11 protein-coding genes and 1 riboswitch are annotated in these 13,351 nt (G+C 71.4%); of the genes, 7 read left to right on the forward strand and 4 right to left on the reverse strand.

Annotated features, from left to right (window positions below):
- Window positions 1-3 precede the first annotated feature (3 nt).
- Both hpnH and AC6CKD_RS29575 read left to right on the forward strand, forming a co-directional pair.
- Complete coding sequence (gene hpnH / locus AC6CKD_RS29570) at window positions 4-1,035, forward strand: adenosyl-hopene transferase HpnH (protein ID WP_498331457.1); 1,032 nt, start codon at window positions 4-6, stop codon at window positions 1,033-1,035.
- On the forward strand, window positions 1,032-2,414 hold the full coding sequence (locus AC6CKD_RS29575; RefSeq protein WP_498331458.1) for an aspartate aminotransferase family protein: 1,383 nt from the start codon (window positions 1,032-1,034) through the stop codon (window positions 2,412-2,414). Before hpnH ends, AC6CKD_RS29575 begins: the two co-directional genes overlap by 4 nt.
- 43 nt (window positions 2,415-2,457) lie before the next feature.
- Here AC6CKD_RS29575 and AC6CKD_RS29580 read toward each other — a convergent pair whose 3' ends face one another.
- On the reverse strand, window positions 2,458-3,279 hold the full coding sequence (locus AC6CKD_RS29580; RefSeq protein ID WP_498331460.1) for a tyrosine-protein phosphatase: 822 nt from the start codon (window positions 3,277-3,279) through the stop codon (window positions 2,458-2,460).
- A 334-nt stretch (window positions 3,280-3,613) separates the two neighbouring features.
- Window positions 3,614-3,810: riboswitch (cyclic di-AMP (ydaO/yuaA leader) on the forward strand.
- A 2-nt stretch (window positions 3,811-3,812) separates the two neighbouring features.
- Between AC6CKD_RS29580 and AC6CKD_RS29585 the strand changes: the two genes are divergently transcribed.
- Complete coding sequence (locus AC6CKD_RS29585) at window positions 3,813-4,787, forward strand: M23 family metallopeptidase (RefSeq protein ID WP_498331462.1); 975 nt, start codon at window positions 3,813-3,815, stop codon at window positions 4,785-4,787.
- A 65-nt stretch (window positions 4,788-4,852) separates the two neighbouring features.
- The gene (locus AC6CKD_RS29590) at window positions 4,853-6,007 is read left to right on the forward strand and encodes a winged helix DNA-binding domain-containing protein (protein ID WP_498331464.1); all 1,155 of its coding nucleotides are present in this window, start codon (window positions 4,853-4,855) and stop codon (window positions 6,005-6,007) included.
- Between the two features lie 145 nt (window positions 6,008-6,152).
- Here the strand turns inward: AC6CKD_RS29590 and AC6CKD_RS29595 are convergent, their stop codons facing one another.
- Complete coding sequence (locus AC6CKD_RS29595; protein WP_498331466.1) at window positions 6,153-6,875, reverse strand: SDR family oxidoreductase; 723 nt, start codon at window positions 6,873-6,875, stop codon at window positions 6,153-6,155.
- A 96-nt stretch (window positions 6,876-6,971) separates the two neighbouring features.
- On the opposite strand from AC6CKD_RS29595, the gene AC6CKD_RS29600 reads away from it, so the two are divergent.
- On the forward strand, window positions 6,972-7,925 hold the full coding sequence (locus AC6CKD_RS29600) for an AraC family transcriptional regulator (RefSeq protein WP_498331468.1): 954 nt from the start codon (window positions 6,972-6,974) through the stop codon (window positions 7,923-7,925).
- Here the strand turns inward: AC6CKD_RS29600 and AC6CKD_RS29605 are convergent.
- Together AC6CKD_RS29605 and AC6CKD_RS29610 are read right to left on the reverse strand one after the other, a co-directional pair.
- Window positions 7,837-9,345 (reverse strand): M20/M25/M40 family metallo-hydrolase, encoded by a 1,509-nt coding sequence (locus tag AC6CKD_RS29605; RefSeq protein ID WP_498331470.1) that lies wholly within the window; start codon window positions 9,343-9,345, stop codon window positions 7,837-7,839. The genes AC6CKD_RS29600 and AC6CKD_RS29605 overlap by 89 nt on opposite strands.
- An 89-nt stretch (window positions 9,346-9,434) precedes the next feature.
- A complete protein-coding gene (locus tag AC6CKD_RS29610) occupies window positions 9,435-10,544 on the reverse strand; it encodes a PP2C family protein-serine/threonine phosphatase (protein WP_498331472.1) in 1,110 nt (369 codons plus the stop codon).
- Between the two features lie 198 nt (window positions 10,545-10,742).
- On the opposite strand from AC6CKD_RS29610, the gene AC6CKD_RS29615 reads away from it, so the two are divergent.
- Together AC6CKD_RS29615 and AC6CKD_RS29620 are read left to right on the forward strand one after the other, a co-directional pair.
- Window positions 10,743-11,618 (forward strand): SGNH/GDSL hydrolase family protein, encoded by an 876-nt coding sequence (locus tag AC6CKD_RS29615; protein WP_498331473.1) that lies wholly within the window; start codon window positions 10,743-10,745, stop codon window positions 11,616-11,618.
- A 134-nt stretch (window positions 11,619-11,752) separates the two neighbouring features.
- Entirely contained in the window at window positions 11,753-12,952 is a 1,200-nt protein-coding gene (locus tag AC6CKD_RS29620) for an MBL fold metallo-hydrolase (RefSeq protein WP_498331474.1), read from the forward strand.
- Window positions 12,953-13,351: the final 399 nt, after the last annotated feature.

Raw genomic sequence — 13,351 nt, forward strand, 5'->3', positions numbered from 1 at the left:
CAGATGGCCATGCCACTGCGACAGACCATCAGGGTCGGGACGTACCTGCTCGAACAGAAGCTCCGCAAGCGTGAGAAGTTCCCGCTGATCGTCGAGCTGGAACCGCTCTACGCCTGCAACCTGGCCTGCGAGGGGTGCGGGAAGATCCAGCACCCGGCCGGGGTGCTCAAGCAGCGCATGCCCGTGGCCCAGGCGGTGGGCGCCGTGATGGAATCGGGCGCGCCGATGGTGTCCATCGCGGGCGGAGAGCCCTTGATGCACCCGCAGATCGACGAGATCGTGCGCCAGTTGGTGGCGAAGCGGAAGTACGTCTTCCTCTGCACCAACGCGATGCTGCTCCGCAAGAAGATCGAGAAGTTCACGCCCTCCCCGTACTTCGCCTTCGCCGTCCACATCGACGGACTGCGCGAGCGCCACGACGAGTCGGTGGCGAAGGAAGGCGTCTTCGACGAGGCGGTCGCGGCCATCAAGGAGGCGAAGCGGCGCGGATTCCGGGTGACGACCAACTCCACCTTCTTCAACACCGACACCCCGCAGACCATCATCGAGGTCCTCAACTACCTCAATGACGATCTCCAGGTCGACGAGATGATGATCTCGCCTGCCTACGCCTACGAAAGGGCCCCCGACCAGGAGCACTTCCTCGGCGTCGAACAGACTCGCGAACTGTTCAAGAAGGCTTTCTCGGGCGGCAACCGGCGGCGCTGGCGGCTCAACCACTCCCCGCTCTTCCTGGACTTCCTGGAAGGCAAAGCCGATTTCCCCTGCACCGCCTGGGCCATTCCGAACTACTCGCTCTTCGGCTGGCAGCGCCCCTGCTATCTGATGAGCGACGGGTACGTGCCCTCGTACCGGGAACTGATCGAGGACACCGACTGGAGCAAGTACGGCCGCGGCAAGGACCCGCGCTGCGCGAACTGCATGGCGCACTGCGGCTACGAGCCCACGGCCGTCCTGGCCACCATGGGCTCGTTGAAGGAGTCGCTGCGGGCGGCCCGCGAGACCGTGGGCGGGAACCGGGGCAAGCCGGCATGACCGGCTTCGACCTCGCCGCCCTGCTCGCCGAGCGGGGCGGCGAGCGGTACGAACTGCACGCCCGCCACCTCAACCACCAGCTGCCCCGGATGCTGCACACCATCGGCTTCGACAAGGTCTACGTGCGGGCCGAGGGAGCCCACTTCTGGGATGCCGAGGGGAACGACTACCTCGACATGCTGGCCGGCTTCGGGGTGATGGGCCTCGGCCGCCACCACCCGGTGGTCAGGCAGGCCCTGCACGACGTGCTGGACGCCCAGCTCGCGGACCTCACCCGCTTCGACTGCCAGCCGCTGCCCGGGCTGCTGGCGGAGAAGCTGCTCTCCCACAGTCCGCACCTGGACCGGGTCTTCTTCGGCAACAGCGGCACCGAGGCCGTGGAGACCGCCCTGAAGTTCGCCCGGTACGCCACCGGGCGCCCCAGGGTCCTCTACTGCGACCACGCCTTCCACGGGCTCACCACGGGCTCGCTCTCGGTCAACGGCGAGGCCGGCTTCCGCGACGGCTTCGCGCCGCTGCTGCCGGACACCGGGATCGCGCTCGGGGACCTGGCCGCGCTGGAGCGGGAGCTGAAGAAGGGGGACGTCGCGGCCTTCGTCGTGGAGCCGATCCAGGGCAAGGGGGTGCTCGCCGCCCCGCCCGGGTTCCTGCTCGCCGCGCAGGAGCTGCTGCACCGGTACGGGGCGCTGCTGATCGCGGACGAGGTGCAGACCGGCCTCGGACGGACCGGCGACTTCTACGCCTACCAGCACGAGGCCGGAGTCGAACCGGACCTGGTCTGCGTGGCCAAGGCCCTGTCCGGCGGCTACGTGCCCGTCGGTGCGACCCTGGGCAAGGACTGGATCTTCAAGAAGGTCTACTCCTCCATGGACCGGGTGCTCGTCCACTCCGCCAGCTTCGGCTCCAACGCGCAGGCGATGGCGGCCGGGCTCGCCGTCCTCTCCGTCATGGAGGACGAGCGGGTGGTGGCCAACGCCCGCTCGATGGGCGACCTGCTGCGCGGGCGGCTCGCCGCGCTCGTGGACGAGTACGAACTGCTCCACGCGGTACGGGGGCGCGGGCTGATGATCGGCATCGAGTTCGGCCGGCCGTCCTCGCTGGGCCTGCGGAGCCGCTGGAGCATGCTGCAGGCGGCGCGCAAGGGGCTGTTCGCGCAGATGGTCGTGGTGCCGCTGTTGCAGAAGCACCGGATCCTCACGCAGGTCTCCGGCGATCACCTGGAAGTGATCAAGCTGATCCCGCCGCTGATCGTGGACGAGGCGGACGTCGACCGGTTCGTCGGCGCCTTCCGTGCGGTCATGGACGAGGCCCACGGGGGCGGCGCGCTGATGTGGGACTTCGGCCGGACACTGGTGAGGCAGGCCGTCGCCAACCGCTGAACCGCCCGTCGGTTCAGCGGGCGGCGGCCCGCCTCGTGGGGCGTCAGTCCAGCAGCCGGTAGCGGAGCCGGCCGAGGGTCTCGGGCGTGAGTCCGAGGCCGTCGGCGAGGTAGCGCTCCACCCCGCCCCACTCCTCGTCGATCGCGTCGAAGGCCGTGGTCAGATATGTGGCGCGGGCGTCGAAGAGCGGGGCGAGCAGCTCCATCACCTCGGGGGCGCGGGCCTCGGGCGAGTCGCTGCCCCGGCGGACCCGGTAGCGGTTGTGCGGGGCGTTCGACTCCAGGTAGTCCGCGACGATCGCCTCCCGCTCGACGCCCAGCGCGAGCAGGGTGACGGCGATCGACAGGCCTGCCCGGTCCTTCCCGGCGGCGCAGTGCATGAGGGCCGGGACGCTGTCCTCGGCGAGCGCGTGCACGACCCGGCTGTGCTCGGCCGTACGGGTCCGGATCATCGTCCGGTACGAACGCGACATCCGCGCGGCGGCCTTGCCCTCGCCGAGGATCTCGCGGAGCTGCGCCAGGTCCCCTTCGCGGACCATCTTCCAGAACTCCCCGCCGTCGGCCGGATCCGACAGCGGAATGCCGACGTTGCGCACACCGGGCAGCTCCACGTCCGGACCCTCCAGCGCGTGGTCGGCGCCGTTGCGGAAGTCGAAGACGGTGTGCAGTCCCAGCGATCCGAGGAATTCCGCGTCGCTTTCGGTGGCATGCGCCAGATGTCCGCTTCGGAACAGTCGTCCCGACTTGACCCTTCGGCCGTCCACGGTCGGCAACCCGCCCACGTCACGGAAGTTGCGCACGCCGGTCAGTGCCGGTTCCACCGGTATTGGACCGGTGTGGGGGCTCTGGGGTATCTGCTGGGTCACAGGGGCTCCTCCGTGTCGTCCGTATCGTCCGTGCGGTCGTCGCCGCGCGTGTCCGAATTACGCCACTTGCTGACAACTTGCCATAGCGAGAGGCGAGATCGGACACCTCCCCGTGAGCCAGATCATACGGTGACCGTGAGTGCCTGATCGCGAATGGCGAATTCCCCTGTCGGGACGGCTGTTGGGGGTGGGGAATGGACGGAGGGTGACCGGAATTCCGTCGGTCCATCATCCCCGGGAATCCATTGGGGAATTCGGGACTTGTTCCGTGCGGGCAGGCTCGATTACCTTCGCGATCGATCCGGATGGACCGCCTAATCCTGCCGCCGTCCGGAAACCGCACCCGACTATTCACGCGCGCGGCAGGAGCGGGGGAACCAGGTAAGCCGCTGTTCCGGAGTTCCTTCGGGATCTTTACAACGGGACAGCTCGGGGTGAAGCCGTGCACGTGCCGTTCAACGGCACGTGCACGGCCGGACATCTCCAGTCCGAACCCGACAGCTCACCTCGCAGGCGTCGGAGAGGAATTCGCCATGTCCGGAACGGGTAAGCACCGCCGTCCCAAGTCCCGCTCGATATCCCGCGGGTTCGCCGCCGCGGGCACCGGTGGCGCGGCCCTCGCGCTTCCGCTGCTCGGCGCCACCGGCGCCCACGCCGCGGGGGCCCCGGCCGCCGCGACCGCCGCCGCTCCGGTGCAGGCCCCGCAGGCCGCGCCCGCCCTCCAGGCGGCTCCCGCCGCCGCGCAGGGCGTCCCCACCGTCTACACCGTGGTGCCGGGCGACTACCTCTCCAAGATCGCCGAGCGTCAGCACCTCACCGGTGGCTGGGAGCAGCTCTACGCGGACAACCGCGAGGCCGTCGGCACCGACCCGTCGCTGATCCACCCGGGCCTGAAGCTCACCCTCGGTGCGAAGGCTCCGGCGGCGGCGGCCGAGTCCGCGCCGGCCGCATCGCCGAAGCCGGCGAAGAAGTCCGCTTCTTCCGGTTCTTCCACTTCTGGCGATTCGTCGGATTCATCGGATTCCTCCGATGAGGTCGCCGCGCCCGCCGCCAAGGCGCCCGCCGCCAAGGTTCCCGCCAAGCAGCAGGGCGGCTCCACGTCGACCGGCTTCGTCGCCCCGGTCGGCGGCGGCCCGTCCACCGCGTACAGGGCCTCCGGCGCCATGTGGTCCAGCGGCTACCACACCGGTGTCGACTTCTCCGCGAGCACCGGCACCACCGTCAAGGCGGTCGGCGCCGGCACCGTCGTCTCCGCCGGGTGGAGCGGCTCGTACGGCAACGAGGTCGTCATCCGGCACGCCGACGGCAAGTACAGCCAGTACGCGCACCTCTCCCAGCTGTCCGTCTCGTCCGGCCAGAGCGTCACCGGCGGCCAGACCATCGGCCTCTCCGGCTCCACGGGCAACTCGACCGGCCCGCACCTGCACTTCGAGATCCGCACCGGCCCCTCGTACGGCTCGGACATCGACCCGCTGGCCTACCTCCGGTCGAAGGGCGTCACCATCTGAATCCGGGGCACTGTCGGAGGTGCCGGTTAGGCTGCCCGTTTCGACGGGGGACGGGCGGTCACGGCATGCAGGTCAGCGCAGGGGAGCTCAACCGCTCCACGCTCGCACGGCAGTTGCTCCTGCGGCGTGAGGTGATGGACGTAGGGGACGCGGTCCGCAGGGTGGTCGCCCTGCAGGCGCAGCACGCGGCCTCGCCCTATCTCGCGCTGTGGAACCGGCTCGCCGGCTTCGACCCGGCAGACCTCGACGCCGCCTTCGCGGGGCGCGAGGTCGTCAAGTCGACGTTGATGCGGCTGACCCTGCACGCCGTGCACGCGGAGGACTACCGGCCCTTCCGGGAGGCGGTGCAGCCCTCCGTACGGGCCGCCAGGCTCGGGACCCGTTTCACGGACTCGGGGCTGACGGCCGAGGACGCCGACGTCCTGGTGCCGGAGCTGCTGGACTTCGCCGACCGGCCCCGTACGACGGCGGAGTGCGAGGCCTGGCTCGGACACCGGCTGGGAGCGCCGCCGAGGCCCGGAGCGTGGTGGGGGCTGCGGCAGTACGCACCCCTGCAGCACGCGCCCACCGCCGCGCCCTGGTCGTTCGGGGAGCGCCCCTCCTACGTCGCGCCCCCGAGCCGGCCGCGCACCGTACCGGCGGACCCGGAGGCGGCGGAGGAGTCCCTGCGGACGCTCGTACTGCGCTACCTGGAGGGATTCGGGCCGGCGTCGGCGGCGGACGTGGCGCAGTTCTCCCTGGTCCAGCGGGGCAGGGTCCGCCAGGCCCTGCGCGCGCTGGAGCACTCCGGACGGCTCGAGCGGCTGACCGGGCCGGACGGCGAGGAACTGTTCGACGTCCAGGGCGCGCCGCGTCCGCAGGCGGACGCGCCGGCCCCGCCCCGGCTGATGGCCATGTGGGACAGCGTGCTGCTGGCCTACGCCGACCGGAGCCGCATCGTGCCGCCGCAGTACCGCAAGCTCGTCGCGCGCATGAACGGCGACACCTTGGCGACCCTGCTGGTCGACGGCCGCGTCGCCGGGGTGTGGCGCCCGGCCGGGGCCGACGGCGGGATCGAGGCGACAGCCTTCCACCCCCTGCCGGACGAGGTCTGGGAGGGGCTCGCCGGCGAGGCCCGGGCGCTGACGGCCTTCCTGGCCGACCGCGAACCGGAGGTCTACCGGCGCTACGGCCACTGGTGGAGCAAACTGCCGAGCGCCGAGACCCGGTTGCTCGTCTGAGCCGTGGGGTCGGGACCGGAGGGGGGTCCCGGCCTCACCAGGGCAGTACGCCGGCGTCATCGAAGAACGAGCGGATGCCGCCGACGGAACCCCGCGACAGCCCGAGGCTGTCGGACCGGAACGGCCGGTCCGGCGGCAATCGGTGTCAGGCCAGTGCGGCTCCGCCGTCGAGGGTGAGCACCGTACCGGTCGCGAAGCCGTTGCTCAGGAGGTAGAGGTAGGCCGCCGCGGCCTCCTCGGGGCTGCCGACGCGCTGCACGGGAAGACCGCTGCCGTGCGCTTGGAGGAAGGCCTCCGGCTCGGGCACGGTGCTGTCCCAGAGCTCGGTGCGGATCGCACCGAGGCGGACCGCGTTGACCCGCAATGGGGCGAGTTCCAGGGCCAGGGCTCGCGTCAGGCCCTCGACGGCTGCCGTGATGCTCGCGCCGAGCGCGGCTCCGGGGACGGGCCGGGTGGCGAAGGCGCCGGAGGTGAAGGTGATCGAGCCGCCGGGACGGAGCTTCGGCGTCGCGTACTTCGCGGCGAGCAGGGCACCCCAGAAGCGGCGCTCGAAGAACGCTCGGGACTCCTCGGCGGTGAGGTCGGCGAGCGGCTTCAGCAGCAGGGACTCGCCGGCCGTGTAGACGAGGTGGTCGAACGCGCCGATCCGGTCGAAGAAGGCGGCGAGCGCGGCCTCGTCGGCGACGTCCAGCAAGACGCCTTCGGCCGGGCCGCCGAGCTTCTTCACCGCCAGGTCGACCCGGGCCCGGCTGCTGGAGGCGACGACCACGTTCGAGCCCAGAGCCGCTGCGGCCTGCGCAACGGCGAATCCGATGCCGGAGGTACCACCTATGACGACGACACTCCGGGTGTCTGCTGTGTTGTTCATGGCGAGGACGCTACGTGTCGCCGGCGAGACGGCGAATGGCCCGAAGTCTCGATTCCATGTCTGATCGTCTTGGCGGGGGCGCGTTAGGGTGCGTGCATGGACATACTCAGCGACACGCTCGCGGCCCTGCGCACCGGGCGTCCCTCTGTCGTCCGCACCGACGCGCGGGCGCCGTGGGGCGTGCGCTTCCAGCCCATCGCCGGAGCCGGATTTCACGTCGTCGTCGAAGGGCGCTGTCTTCTCCTGCCGGTCGGCGGCGATCCGATAGCCCTGGGCCCCGGCGACGTCGTGTTCCTGCGGCGCGGCACCGATCACGCCCTCTGTGACGCGGTCACCAGCGAGCCGGTCGCCTTCGAACCCGACCGCGTCGACACCTCCTCACCGATCGGGTGTTTCACCGTCGAGGGCGGCGGCGCGCGCAGCGTGCTGGTGTGCGGGGCCTACCACCTCGACGTCGACCGGCCGCATCCGCTGCTCGGCGAACTCCCGGAGGTCATCCACCTCCCGGCCGGCCCCGGTCGCCATCCGGCGCTGCGCTCGGCGGTCGACCAGCTCTGCGCCGAGATCCACCGGCCTCAGCCGGGTTCGGACTCAGTGGTCACGGCCCTCGTCGATCTGCTGCTTCTGTACATCCTGCGGTCCTGGTACGCCGAGTTGCCCGGGGAGCAGACGCACGGCTGGGCCTCGGCACTGAGCGACCCGTTGATCGCCCCGGCGCTGAAGGCGATCCACGACGACCCGGCGCATCCGTGGACCGTCGAATCCCTGGGGAGCCGGGCCGGGCTGTCGCGCGCCGCGTTCGCCCGGCGGTTCGCCGCGGTGGTCGGCGAGCCGCCGCTCGGCTACCTGACGACGTGGCGGATGGCCATCGCGGCGCGGATGCTGCGCGAGACGGCCGACTCGCTGAGCGCCGTGGCCGGGCAGGCCGGCTACACCTCGGAATTCGCGTTCGCGAAGGCCTTCAAGCGGCACTTCGGCGCCCCGCCCGGGGCCTATCGGCGGCGGTCCCGCGCCGGTGACGGCGAGGACCGGGGCGGTGTTCGCCCGTAACTACCGGCCGTCGGCGAAGGCTCAGGTGGCGAGTCTGACGACAGCTTCGAGCAGGCACCGCCCGCCGAACATCACGTCGCTCACCCGGGCGTGCTCGTCGACTCCATGGATCAACCGCATGATGTCGGCGTCGCTCGCCGACGGGAAGAATCCGATGACCTTCGTTTCGGGAAACGCGCGGGCGTCCGTGGAAGCGGAGTTGATGTACGGAAGGACCCGCGCACCGGCCTCCTGGCCCGCCTACCACGAGGTCCAGCACTCTCAGGAGTTCTGGATCGTCATGCACTCCGGCACTCACGCGCCCCTGCAGCAGGCTGACTTCGACTCCGCCGCCTACCGCCGCCTGCACCTGGGCCGCCCATTCCTCGGGGCGTTCGCCGGGCAGCAGGCGCCCATCGAGCACGACGGACGCCTCGGTCGGCACGACGTTCAGGCGCCGCCCGCCGGACAGCAGGGTCGGGGTCGCCGTGTTGTGCAGCCCGGCGACGACGAACTCGCGCAGCAGGGGGTCGATGGGCAGACTGCGGGCTCCTTCCCAGGTCTTTTCCTGCACCAGGCGCCGGATTTCCTCTCCAACGTCGCCCGGGTGGAGTTCCGCCAGTGTGTGGAGCATCCGGCGTGAGGTGGGCTGCAGGATCGACGGGGCCGCGAAGTCACGGAGCCGCACCAGGGCTTCAGCCAGACGGAAGACCGCCGCGTCGGGGCGGGGGAGGGAAGCGTGGCCGCCCTCGCCGGTCGCGGTGATCCGCATCCTGGCGCTGCCCTTCTCCGCGACCTGCACCGTGTAGACGGGACCGCCGGGCGTGAGGAAGCGCTGTCCGCCGCCCTCGTTGAACGCCACGTCCGCCTCCACGAGCGAACGGTGGTGCTCCCACAGCCAGTAGGCCCCCAGTCCGCTCCCCGCTTCCTCGTCGGCCGTGACGACCATCAGTACGTCACGGCGCAGCGGCACTCGGTGCGCTGCCAGCAGCTGCATGATGAGCAGGCTCGCTGCGATCTGCCCCTTCATGTCCAGCGAGCCCCGGCCCCAGACGCGGCCGTCCGTCACCTCACCCGAGAAGGGAGGCCGGCTCCAGTTCTCGGCCTGGGCACCCACCACATCCGCGTGTCCGAGCAGCATGAGCGGCGGCTCGTCGCCCGAGCCCGGCAGCCGGGCGACCAGATTGGCCCGCCCGGGCGCGGACTCCAGCACGGTGTGCCCGATCCCGCTGAGGTGCAGTTCCCGGGAGAGGTACCGGGCGACCGCGATCTCGTTCCCGGGAGGGTTGGACGTGTCCACGCGTACGAGGTTCGAGAGGTGGCCGACCAGATGCTCCTCCTCGTCGGCCCACTCGAAAGGCAGCTCGAACGGAGCCATCACACCTCTTCCGTCCCGCTCCGTGGGTTCGCCGCCCTCCCGCACCAGCGCGGTCGCCGCCACGAAAACCTAGCGAGTGGTCGGTAAGTTACGTTACGTTTCCGCAATCGGGAGTTCAAGGGGTGCCCGTGCCGCCCGTGCCTCTTGCCGCGTCATGCGCGCCGGTCTATGAGGATCATCGCCACGTCGTCCGTCAAGAGGCCCTCGGTGTGGCGGATCAAGGCCCGGTGCAGTTCGTCCAGGAACTCCTGCGGGGAGGTGTCCACGGGTATCCGCCCCATGGCCTCCGGCAGAGGGAAGAAGTCGTTGGCACGGTTGCGGGCTTCGATCACGCCGTCGGTGTAGAGCAGCAGCCGGTCGCCGGGCAGGAACGGGTAGCTCTCAGGTCCGGCGGGAGGGCCGTCGACGAGGTCTTCGAGACCGAGCGGCGGCATGGGCGAGGCGGGCATCAGGGCCTGGACCGTGCCCTGGCGCAGCGCCAACGGAGGGGGATGGCCGCGGCTGACCAGGTGCACCACGTGCTCGTCCGGCACCTGGGCGATGAGCGCGGTGGTGAATCCCTCCAGGAGGACTTCGGGAAGTTCCGCCTGAGAGTAGGTACCCGGCACGGCGGCTTCTCGCCGCAGCGCGGCCGCGCAATGGTTCATGACCTCCTGCAGTTCGACCTCGTAGTGGACGGCCTCCCGGAACGCGCCCAGCGCGACCGCGACCGCGCGTATGGCCGACAGCCCCTTCCCCCGCACGTCCCCCACGATCAGGCGGACGCCGTAGCGCGTCTGCACGGCCTCGTACAGATCTCCGCCCACCTGCGCTCCCGTCCCGGCCGCGAGGCACATGCTGGCCGCCCGTACCGGGCCCAGGAGCTCGGGGACGGGCCGCAGGACGACCTCCTGAGCCGCGACCGCGATCCGGCGGACCTGGTCGAGTTCGTTTTGCCTGCGCGCGCGCACCGCCTTGCTCAGGATGACGCCGGCCACGGAGACCACGATGATCCCCAGGAAGTTGCCGATGATCAGCTGGGTCTGGGTTCCCCACGACTGGTTGTACGTCGCGGAGGTCGCGTTCACCCCCGCGGCGAGGGCTGCCGCGGACAGCGTGCCCCCCGGGCCCATCGTCAGCGCGGCCAGCGCCGGCGTCGTGGTGAGGACCGGGCCGGTGACCAGATCGTGTGCGGGCGAGAGCTCGATGGCCAGCACGCCCAGCGCGATCGCGAAGGGCGCGCACTTGGCCAGTGCGAACAGGAGCGCGCCGTGACCGGCCACTCCCGTTCGCGGGAACGGTCCTGGTCGAACGGGCGGGCGAGGGTGTGACCCCATGGGACCAGCCTGCCTGGCGCATGCTGTTACGGCCTCCCGGAAACCCGAGACCATCGGCGCACCGAGGAGGGCCCCGCGTTATTCCTCGCACGGCGGGTGGCGAAGATCACGGTCCGTAAGGTGCTGGCTACGGTCGCGTAGGTCATGATCCGCGGTGAAGTATGGGGTCCCGTGGCAGCGACGACGACATCCAAGACGAAGACCATCGGCTCGTACGCGGCGCTCGGAGACAGCTTCACCGAGGGCGTGGGGGACCCGGGACCGGGAGACGGTTTCCTCGGCTGGGCGGACCGGCTGGCCGTCCTCCTGGCCGATCGGCGCGAAGAGCGGCACGAGGAATCCGGCGGCTCCGGCGAGCCGGGCGGCTCCGGCGCGTACGCCGATTCCGGCGGGTTCCGCTACGCGAACCTGGCCGTACGGGGCCGGCTGCTGGACCAGATCGTGACCGAGCAGGTCCCCAGGGCGAAGGAGCTCGCGCCGGACCTGGTCACCTTCTGCGCCGGCGGCAACGACATCATCCGGCCCGGCAGCGATCCGGACGACGTGGCCGAACGGTACGAGGCGGCCGTGCGCGACCTCACCGGATCCGTCGGCCTGGTCGTGATCACCACCGGCTTCGACACGCGAGACGTGCCGGTCCTCAAGCACATGCGGGGCAAGATCGCGACGTTCAGCGCGCACGTGCGGTCGATCGCCGACCGGTACGAATGCCCCGTGCTCGACCTCTGGTCGCTGAAATCCATACAGGACCGGCGGGCCTGGGACGACGACCGGCTGCACCTCTCGCCCGAGGGACACACCCGGGTCGCCCTGCGCGCCGCACAGGTGCTCGGCCTCGACACGCCCGCCGATCCGGACCAGCCCTGGCCCCCGATGCGCCCGCGCGGGTCGGTGGACACCACCCGCGACAACATCCACTGGGCGCGCGAGCACCTGGTGCCGTGGATCGGCCGACGGCTGCGCGGGGAGTCCTCCGGGGACCACGTGGAGGCGAAGCGGCCGGACCTGCTGCCGCTGTAGGGGCCGGTCGGGGCGGGCGGGGAGGGGGCCGGGGCGCGTTCGGAGGCGCGTAACGGAATCCTCGGGGAGTATCGCGCGTTGGGATGGTGGTATCCATGAGAACGCCCCGCCCGAACCCCCACACTGGAGGCGCCTTGACCGGCTCCCGTCCCTTGCGTCCACGGCTGCGCGCACTGCGGCCCGAAGCCTTCGGCGCGGACCCCTCCGGCGCCCGGCTGGACCGGATCCGGCGTTCGCCGAACTTCGCCGACGGGGTCTTCCAGAACCCGGCCGGGACCCGGACCAGGCCCTCCGGGTCCATGGCGGAGTTCGCCAAGATCTACTTCCACAAGGAGCAGCGGCTCCGGCGCAGCCCGGGCGCCCCCATCCCGGTCTACCCGACGACCCTCGCGGAGCTGTCGAAGCCCCCGGTCAGCGGCCTGCGGCTGACCTGGATGGGCCACTCCAGCGTGCTCGCCGAGATCGACGGGCGCCGGGTGCTGTTCGACCCGGTCTGGGGCGACCGCTGCTCCCCCTTCCCCTTCGCCGGGCCCAAGCGCCTGCACCCGGTGCCCGTACCGCTGGCCTCGCTGGGCGAGGTGGACGTGGTGGTGATCTCGCACGACCACTACGACCACCTCGACCTGCCGACGATCAAGGCCCTGGCCGGCACGGACACGGTCTTCGCCGTCCCGCTGGGCGTCGGCGCGCACCTGGAGCGCTGGGGCGTCCCGGCCGACCGGCTGCGCGAGCTCGACTGGAACGAGACCACCAAGGTCGCCGGGCTCTCGCTCACCGCCACCCCGGCCCAGCACTTCTGCGGGCGCGGCCTGCGCAACCAGCAGTTCACCCTGTGGGCGTCCTGGGTCGTCGCGGGCGACGCGCACCGGATCTACCACAGCGGGGACACCGGCTACTTCCCCGGCTTCAAGGAGATCGGTGCGGCACACGGCCCCTTCGACGCCACGATGATCCAGATCGGGGCGTACTCGGAGTTCTGGACCGACATCCACATGACGCCCGAGGAGGGCGTGCGCGCCCACCTCGACCTCCAGGGCGGCGCCGCGCGCGGCACGATGCTGCCGATCCACTGGGGCACCTTCAACCTGGCCCCGCACCCGTGGGACGAGCCGGGCGAGGGCACGGTGACCGCCGCGGACGTGGCCGGGGCGGCGATCGCCCTGCCGGTGCCGGGGCAGCCGTTCGAGCCGGGCGCGGCCGACGCGCCGAGCGCACCGTGGTGGCGCCCCTTCGTGGCCGCCGGTTCGCCCCCGCCGCTCACGGCAGTGCGCCCCGCCGCGGCCGTGCGGCCGGCAGCCGCGACCCGTGAGGAGCCGGAGGCGGTGGGCTCCTAAGGCTCCCCGGCCGGAACCGTGGCGGAGCGGGCCCTCCTGATGCGGGAGGGCCCGCTCCGCTGTGCCGCGGATGTCTCGGAAGCTGCCGCTCGTGTCCGCGCCGCACGTCCAGGCACAGCGCCCCACCACCGGAGACCAGGCCGCCGGGGCAGTCCGCGTGCGAGGAGGCCCCGGTGCAGGGGTCGCGGGGCGGGACGCCGTCGGTGGGGCAGGAGAGGGGCGAGGTGGGGGGCGGGGGCTCCGCGAGGTGGCGCGTGCCCGTGGCGCGCCGGGGCGTGTGCGCTCCCGGCGCATTCGGGCTGTCGTGCGAGCGCTCCATCGGGAGCGGGAAGCACCCGGGCGAAGTTCCCCAACTGGCCGTCCTGGGGCCGAGCATGCGGTCTAGCGTGGGTAACCGGT

The organism is Streptomyces sp. GQ60 (genome assembly GCF_059758875.1).

Excerpts from the sequence above, each read along its gene's own strand:
- hpnH (WP_498331457.1), top strand. The coding sequence starts at position 4 with ATGGCCATGCCACTGCGACAGACCATCAGGGTCGGGACGTACCTGCTC.
- AC6CKD_RS29575 (WP_498331458.1), top strand. The coding sequence starts at position 1,032 with ATGACCGGCTTCGACCTCGCCGCCCTGCTCGCCGAGCGGGGCGGCGAG.
- AC6CKD_RS29585 (WP_498331462.1), top strand. The coding sequence starts at position 3,813 with ATGTCCGGAACGGGTAAGCACCGCCGTCCCAAGTCCCGCTCGATATCC.
- AC6CKD_RS29590 (WP_498331464.1), top strand. The coding sequence starts at position 4,853 with ATGCAGGTCAGCGCAGGGGAGCTCAACCGCTCCACGCTCGCACGGCAG.
- AC6CKD_RS29595 (WP_498331466.1), bottom strand. The coding sequence starts at position 6,875 with ATGAACAACACAGCAGACACCCGGAGTGTCGTCGTCATAGGTGGTACC.
- AC6CKD_RS29600 (WP_498331468.1), top strand. The coding sequence starts at position 6,972 with ATGGACATACTCAGCGACACGCTCGCGGCCCTGCGCACCGGGCGTCCC.
- AC6CKD_RS29615 (WP_498331473.1), top strand. The coding sequence starts at position 10,743 with ATGATCCGCGGTGAAGTATGGGGTCCCGTGGCAGCGACGACGACATCC.